This is a genomic window from Micromonospora sp. (genome assembly GCF_048594385.1).
Taxonomy (GTDB): Bacteria; Actinomycetota; Actinomycetes; order Mycobacteriales; family Micromonosporaceae; genus Micromonospora; species Micromonospora wenchangensis.
Window position 1 is genome coordinate 1 of the sequence record NZ_JBMDWU010000017.1, and the last position, 5,669, is coordinate 5,669.

General features: G+C 74.8%; 7 protein-coding genes. 6 read left to right on the forward strand and 1 reads right to left on the reverse strand.

Annotated features, from left to right (window positions below; translation table 11 throughout):
- A partial coding sequence (locus tag ACOJTC_RS00845) for an acyl-CoA dehydrogenase family protein (RefSeq protein ID WP_420115360.1) occupies positions 1–771 on the reverse strand: 771 nt, incomplete at its 3' end.
- Between the two features lie 122 nt (positions 772–893).
- Here ACOJTC_RS00845 and ACOJTC_RS00850 point away from each other — a divergent pair.
- Genes ACOJTC_RS00850 through ACOJTC_RS00875 form a run of 6 tightly spaced genes read left to right on the forward strand, consistent with a single transcriptional unit; the run spans position 894 to position 5,580 of the window.
- Positions 894–1,880: a nuclear transport factor 2 family protein gene (locus ACOJTC_RS00850; RefSeq protein WP_420115356.1), complete on the forward strand. Its 987-nt coding sequence runs from the start codon at positions 894–896 to the stop codon at positions 1,878–1,880.
- On the forward strand, positions 1,877–2,626 hold the full coding sequence (locus ACOJTC_RS00855; protein WP_420115357.1) for a nitroreductase family protein: 750 nt from the start codon (positions 1,877–1,879) through the stop codon (positions 2,624–2,626). Before ACOJTC_RS00850 ends, ACOJTC_RS00855 begins: the two co-directional genes overlap by 4 nt.
- On the forward strand, positions 2,623–3,333 hold the full coding sequence (locus ACOJTC_RS00860) for a nitroreductase family protein (protein ID WP_088642648.1): 711 nt from the start codon (positions 2,623–2,625) through the stop codon (positions 3,331–3,333). The genes ACOJTC_RS00855 and ACOJTC_RS00860 overlap by 4 nt, the downstream gene beginning before the upstream one ends.
- Complete coding sequence (locus ACOJTC_RS00865; protein ID WP_420115358.1) at positions 3,330–4,286, forward strand: zinc-binding dehydrogenase; 957 nt, start codon at positions 3,330–3,332, stop codon at positions 4,284–4,286. The genes ACOJTC_RS00860 and ACOJTC_RS00865 overlap by 4 nt, the downstream gene beginning before the upstream one ends.
- Positions 4,283–5,104: an enoyl-CoA hydratase/isomerase family protein gene (locus tag ACOJTC_RS00870; protein ID WP_420115359.1), complete on the forward strand. Its 822-nt coding sequence runs from the start codon at positions 4,283–4,285 to the stop codon at positions 5,102–5,104. Before ACOJTC_RS00865 ends, ACOJTC_RS00870 begins: the two co-directional genes overlap by 4 nt.
- A complete protein-coding gene (locus ACOJTC_RS00875) occupies positions 5,092–5,580 on the forward strand; it encodes a MaoC family dehydratase (RefSeq protein WP_232378252.1) in 489 nt (162 codons plus the stop codon). Before ACOJTC_RS00870 ends, ACOJTC_RS00875 begins: the two co-directional genes overlap by 13 nt.
- Positions 5,581–5,669 lie beyond the last annotated feature (89 nt).

The following is a 5,669-nucleotide window of genomic DNA, read 5'->3' on the forward strand; positions in this document are numbered from 1 at the left end:
GCCCTGGGCGATGCCGACGGCCTGGGCGGCGATGGTGACGCGGGTGTGGTCCAGGGTCCGCATCGCGGTGCCGAACCCGGTGCCCTCCGCGCCGATCATCCGGTCGGCGGGGATGCGCACGTTGTCGAGGTAGACCTCCCGGGTGGGGGAGCCCTTGATGCCGAGTTTCTTCTCCGGCGCGCCGAAGCTGACCCCGGGGTCGGACTTCTCGACGACGAACGCGGAGATGCCCCGGGACCGGGCGGCCGGGTCGGTGACGGCGAACACGGTGTAGAACTCCGACACCCCGGCGTTGGTGATCCACCGTTTCACCCCGTTGAGGACCCAGTGGTCCCCGTCCCGGACCGCCCGGGTGGTCATCGACGCCGCGTCGCTGCCGGCCTCGGGCTCGGACAGGCAGTACGAGAACATCGCCTCGCCCGCCGCCACCGGCGTCAGGTAACGCCGCTTCAACTCCTGCGACCCGGCCAGCAGCAACGGCATCGTGCCCAGCTTGTTGCCGGCGGGGATGAGGGCCGACGAGGCGCAGGCGCGGGCGACCTCCTCGATGACGATCGCGGTGGCCAGGGCGTCCGCGCCGGCCCCGCCGTACTCGACGGGGATGTGCGGGGCGTGGAAGTCGGCGGCCCGCAGCGCGTCGTAGCCGGGGCGGGGGAACTCGCCGCTCTCGTCGGCCTCGGCCGCGTGCGGGGCCACCTTGGCGGCACAGACCTCGCGGACCGCCTCGCGGACCGCGTCGTGCTCCTCGGGCAACCGGTACGCCTCGAACACCACAGACCCCCTCGTCAGAACCGCTGGTCAGCAAAATACCATCCGGTCGGTATGTTGAGCACCCCTTGAGTTGTCCGGGCCGGGGGTGTTAGATACCCACCAGTCGGAATGTGGGAGGCCGGATGACCCGCGCGGTCCGGGCAGGCATGGACTTCGTCTCCGCGCTCGACCGGGGCAGCCTCGGTGGCCTCGCCCGGTTGTGCGCCCCCGACGCGACCTGGTGGGTGGACACCGGCCCGGACCGTCGCGGCGGCGACCCGGCGCTCGCCCCGCACGGCAGCGGACGTTTCCCCCTGCACGGCCGCATGCGGATGGACGACAAACTGGCGCTGATGCGGTCCCTCGGCCCCCACGCGTTCCCCACCGGCTGCCGGCAGATCCCCCGGCGGATCGTCGCCGGGGACGACACCTGCGTCATCGAGGTCGAGGGGTACGGCGTCCACGCCAGCGGACGCGAGTACGCCAACCGCTACGGCTTCGTCGTCGACGTGGACCCGACCGGCGCGATCGTCGCCGTACGGGAGTACCTCGACACCGCCCACGCGCAGCACGTCGTGGGCGACGACGCGCCCGTACCCCGCAGCAGCCTCGACGACCCCCCGCACCACGACCCCCGACGCCACGACCCGCCCGACCCGATCGACGCGCCCCCGGCACTGGCGACCGCGCTGGCGATGTGGCCGGCCCTCGCCCGGGGCGACCTCGAAGCCTTCGGCGCGCTGTTCACCGCCGACGCCACCTGGTGGACCGACTCCGGCCGCCGCCGCGACCTCGGCCGGCTCCACGGCCGGGGCGACCTCGACGCCAACGGCCCGTTGCACGGGCGGGTCGCGATGAGCGGGAAACTCGCCGCCATGCGGGCCCGACTGGCCGGCGGAGCCTACGCGTCCCCCGGGATCGCGGTCACCGCCGACCGGTGGATAGTCGACGACACCCTGGTCGCAGTCGAGGCCCACGGACACGCCGTCCTCGGCGACGGCGCCCGCTACCAGAACCGCTACCTCTGGATCGTCGACGTCCGGCCCGGCGGCATCGCCGAGGTCCGCGAGTACTGCGACACCCTGCACGTCACCGACCTGATGGGCGTCGCCCCGGAGGCCGACCGATGACCCTGCCGTTCACCGACCTCAACCACGTGCTGACCACCACCCGGTCGGTCCGGCTGCGCCTCGACTACGACCGTCCGGTGCCCCTCGACCTCGTCGGCGAGTGCCTCCAACTCGCCGTCCAGGCGCCCACCGGAGGCGGCGCCGAGGACTGGCGCTGGCTCGTCGTCGGCGACCCGGCGCTCAAGACCGAACTGGCGACGCTCTACCACTCCGCCTACCGCACCCACGTGCACGAACCGCTGCACAGCGCGGCGGGCACCGGGAACGACCTGGTCCGGGGCCGCCTCGGCGGCGTCGACGCGGACGGCACGGTCAGCGCCCGCACCGCCCGCATCCTCGCCGGGGCCGAGCACCTCGCGCGGCACATCGGGCGGGCCCCGTACCTGGTCATCCCGTGCGCCACCCGGCCCGACCCGGCCACCGGAGGTCCCGGCACCAACTCCGCCCTCTACGGATCGCTCTATCCGGCGATCTGGCAGTTCAACCTGGCGCTGCGGGCGCGCGGACTCGGCACCGTCATCACCACCCTGCACCTGCACCACGCCGCCGCCGTCGCCACGCTGCTCGGCATCCCCGACGGCGCGGTGCAGATCACCATGCTGCCGGTCGCGTACACCGTCGGCACCGACTTCAGGGTCGCGGCCCGTCGGCCCGTGCACAGCGTCAGCTACCTCGACCGGTGGGGCACCCCGTTGCCCTACCGGGACAAGCCCGTCGACCGCCTCACCGGAGAGGACCACCGATGACCGGAGCAGTGATCACCGACATCGACGAGGTGCTGACCACCACCCGCGCGGTGCGCCACCGGCTGGACTTCGACCGGCCCGTCGGCCGCGCCGTCGTCGAGGAGTGCCTGCGCCTCGCGCAGCAGGCGCCGATGGGCTCCAACCTGGAGGACTGGCGGATCGTCGCGGTCGACGACCCGGCACTCAAGCGGGAACTGTCCACCCTGTACACCGAGATCTGGCACGACACGGTCGCCCGCCCGCTGGCCGACGGCGAGGCGGCCACCACCACCCGGTTGTCACCCGGCGTCCGGGCCGACCCGCAGGCCCAGGCCCGCCAGCAGCGGGTCCTCGCCGCCGTCAAGCACCTCGTCGACCACCTGGCGCAGGTGCCCGTCCTGGTCGTGCTGTGCAGCACCAAACCGGTCCCGCAGCGACCCGTCGGCGGCACCGCCTCCGGTTACTACGGGTCGATCTTCCCGTTCGCCTGGTCGTTCCAGCTCGCCCTGCGCTCCCGGGGCCTCGGCTCGGTACTGGCCACCGCCCTGGCCCACCGGGCCACCCGGGTACGCGAGGTGCTCGGCCTGCCCGACGACTGGCGACCGGTCACCCTCGTCCCGGTCGCCTACACCCGGGGCCTGGACTTCCGCCCCGCCGCCCGCGCCGACCTCGCCGACGTGGCGTTCTGGAACGGGCCCACCGAACCGGCCGGATCGGCGGCCCGGTGAGAGCCGCCCACGTCCGTACCCCCAGCGTCGCCGACCCGGTCGGCGCGCTGCACGTCGGCGACCTCGCCGCCCCGACGGCACCCCCCGGCTGGGTCGACGTCGACGTCCGGGCCGGCGCGCTGAACATGCACGACCTGTGGACGCTGCGCGGCATCGGCACCACCGGGCACGACGGGCCCCGGGTCATCGGCAGCGACGCGGCAGGCGTCGCCGCGGGCCGCGAGGTGATCGTCTACCCGGTGCTGCCCACCGCGCCCGACGGTCGGACCGTCCCGCACGCCACCCTGCTGCCCGACGCCGGCCACGGCGTGCTCGCCGAACGGATCGTCGTCCCGGCGGCGCACCTCGTCGCCAAACCCGCCGGATTGAGCTGGGCCGAGGCCGCCAGCCTGCCGACCGCCTGGCTCACCGCGTACCGGATGCTGTTCACCCGGGCGGCCGTCGGCCCCGGGCGGACCGTGCTGGTGCAGGGCGCGGGTGGCGGGGTGGCGACCGCCGCGATCAGCCTCGCCGTGGCCGCCGGCGCAACCGTGATGGTCACCTCCCGCTCGGCGGCCAAACGGGAACGGGCGCTCGCCCTCGGCGCAGCCGTCGCCCTGGACAGCGACGCACGGACCCCGGAACTCGCCGACATCGTCGTGGAGACCGTCGGCGCGGCCACCTTCGCCCATTCGACCCGCTGCACCCGGGCCGGCGGCACCATCGTGGTGTGCGGCGGCACCAGCGGCTTCACCGCCGAGCTGGACCTGCCACGCCTGTTCGCCCGGGAGATCAGCGTGCACGGCGCGACCATGGGCACCCTCGACGAGTTCGTGGCGCTGGTCGGGTTCGTCGACACCCACCGGCTCCGACCCGTCGTCGACAGCGTCGTCGACCTCGCCGACATCCGGATCCAGGCGGCCCGGATGCTGGCCGGCACCGCGTTCGGCAAGCTCTGCGTGAGCCTGACGTGACCTCCGTGGTGCTGACCCGGCGCGGGACCGCACTCTGGGCGCGCATCGACCGGCCCGGGTCCGGCAACGCCTGCGACAGCACCGTGCTGACCGGTCTCGAACGGTGGCTCGCCGCCGCGACCGACCCGGGCGTACGCGTGCTCGTGCTCACCGGCACCGGCCGCAGCTTCTGCGCCGGGGCCGACCTCGCCGAGGCCACCGCCCTGCTCGGTGACCTGCCCGCGCTGCTGGCCCACCTCGACCGGGGCCGCCGCCTGGTCCGCGCCCTCCGGGCGGCCCCGGTGCCCACCGTCGCCGCGGTCAACGGGGCGGCCTTCGGCGGCGGCCTCGAACTGCTGCTCGGCTGCGACATCGCGGTCGCCGCCGACAGCGCCCGGATCGGCGACCGGCACCTCGCCGCCGGTCAGGTCCCCGGCTGGGGGTCCAGCGTGCTGCTGCCCCTCGCCGTCGGCCCGGCGCTCGCCCGACGCCTGCTGATCACGGGGGAGACCTGGTCGGCCGAGGAATCGGTACGCCGGGGACTGGTCAGCGCCGCCGTCGCCGACGACCGTCTCGTCGGGCACGTCGACGCGCTGGCCGCAGCGGTCGCGGCCCGCGACCCGGCGGCGGTCCGCCGGATGCTCACGCTCGCCCGCCCGCCGGTGGCCGAGGCGGACTGGGACCGGGAGTGGGAGACGCTCACCGCGCACGTCACGGCCCAGGCGGCGGCCCGTGCCGGCACCACGTCCCCGCCCGACCGTCACGCCCCCGGGGCACCCACCCGACCCGACACCCTGGACCCACCACCCGGAACGGAGCACCCCCGATGCGCACCATGAGACGGACCACCGTCGACACCCCGACCGACCTGCTGGGGCTGGTCGGCACGGAGCTGGGCGTCAGCGCGCCGCAGGTGGTGACCCAGCGGCAGGTCGACCAGTTCGCCGACGTCACCGGGGACCACCAGTGGATCCACGTCGACGTCGAACGGGCCCGGTCCGGGCCGTTCGGCGGCACCGTCGTGCACGGGTTCCTCACCCTGGCCCTCGTCCCCCGGCTGCTCGCCGACATCCTGGAGGTGCGGACCTTCTCGATGGGGGTCAACTACGGCCTCGACCGGGTCCGGTTCGTCAGGCCGCTGCCGCCGGGGGTCGAGATCCAGGGCACCGCGACCCTCGTCGCGGCCACCGCGATCACCGCGCCCGGCCCGCAGGCCACCCCCGGGGTGCAGGCCACGGCGTCGGTGGCGGTGGAGTTCGCCGACACGTCGCAGCCCTGCTGCGTGGCGGAGATCGTGTTCCGCTACTACGCCTGAGCTCGGGGAGCGTCGCCCGACCCACCCGGCGTCGGCCGGATCACGGCCGACGCCCGGGCCGCCGGCCCCCCGCCCCGCCGCCGGCGGGC

What these genes read in the sequence shown, in the direction of transcription:
- ACOJTC_RS00855 (WP_420115357.1), top strand. Translation starts at nt 1,877, where the DNA reads ATGACCCTGCCGTTCACCGACCTCAACCACGTGCTGACCACCACCCGG.
- ACOJTC_RS00850 (WP_420115356.1), top strand. Translation starts at nt 894, where the DNA reads ATGACCCGCGCGGTCCGGGCAGGCATGGACTTCGTCTCCGCGCTCGAC.
- ACOJTC_RS00860 (WP_088642648.1), top strand. Translation starts at nt 2,623, where the DNA reads ATGACCGGAGCAGTGATCACCGACATCGACGAGGTGCTGACCACCACC.
- ACOJTC_RS00875 (WP_232378252.1), top strand. Translation starts at nt 5,092, where the DNA reads ATGCGCACCATGAGACGGACCACCGTCGACACCCCGACCGACCTGCTG.